The 639-nt window shown below is 42.7% G+C and carries 2 protein-coding genes; one reads left to right on the top strand and one right to left on the bottom strand.

What is annotated here, in order from left to right; genetic code table 11:
• On the top strand, positions 1–168 hold a 168-nt coding region (locus ACWHAR_RS28510; protein WP_452088626.1), incomplete at its 5' end, for a DUF2507 domain-containing protein.
• A 43-nt stretch (positions 169–211) separates the two neighbouring features.
• Here ACWHAR_RS28510 and ACWHAR_RS28505 read toward each other — a convergent pair.
• Positions 212–639: ACT domain-containing protein (locus ACWHAR_RS28505; protein ID WP_452088625.1), on the bottom strand; the 428-nt coding region annotated here is incomplete at its 5' end.

The raw sequence follows: 639 nt of genomic DNA, 5'->3' as shown, positions 1-639 counted from the left end.
AACCGGCTTAAACATCAGAAAGAACCTTGCTTTCAGCTGGAGGCTGGTTTTATCGCTGAACAAATTCAATTGATGAATGATCAGATTGCCGAATCATATGAACAAGTGAAAAAGAGAGCGGATAAAGTGGTTCTGACTGTGAAATGGGATATGAAAGACCCAGTGTAATCAAAAAGGCGGTGACTGCATAGTCCCGCCTTTTTGATTGTCATTACACAGCTGAAGGGTGTTTTGAAAGCTCAAATGCATCGTGAAGCGACTCGACTGCTTTCACCATGTCATTTTCGCTTACGACTGTTGACACTTTGATTTCAGATGTGCTGACCATTTTGATTAAAATGTTTTTTTGCGCCAGTACAGCAAACATTTCAGCCGCTACACCGGGATTTGAGACCATGCCGGATCCAACAATGGATACTTTAGCCAATTTGCTTTCTGTCTCGATTTTCTCAAATTCCAGCGCGTCTTTATACTCTTCAAGCACCGCAACGGTTTGGTCTGCATCTTCTGTTTTGACAGAGAAGGAAATTCCAGTCTTGTCCTCGGCCTGCGTTTGGATAATGATATCCACGTTTATGTTTCTTTTGGCAAGTGTCGTAAAAATAGTAGACAAAGTTGTCAGGCCGCTAGTCAGCCCGT

It is taken from the genome of Bacillus sp. LR--39, from assembly GCF_053613335.1.
Note: the sequence above shows the minus strand (reverse complement) of the source record. Positions and strands in the feature narration are given on the sequence as shown.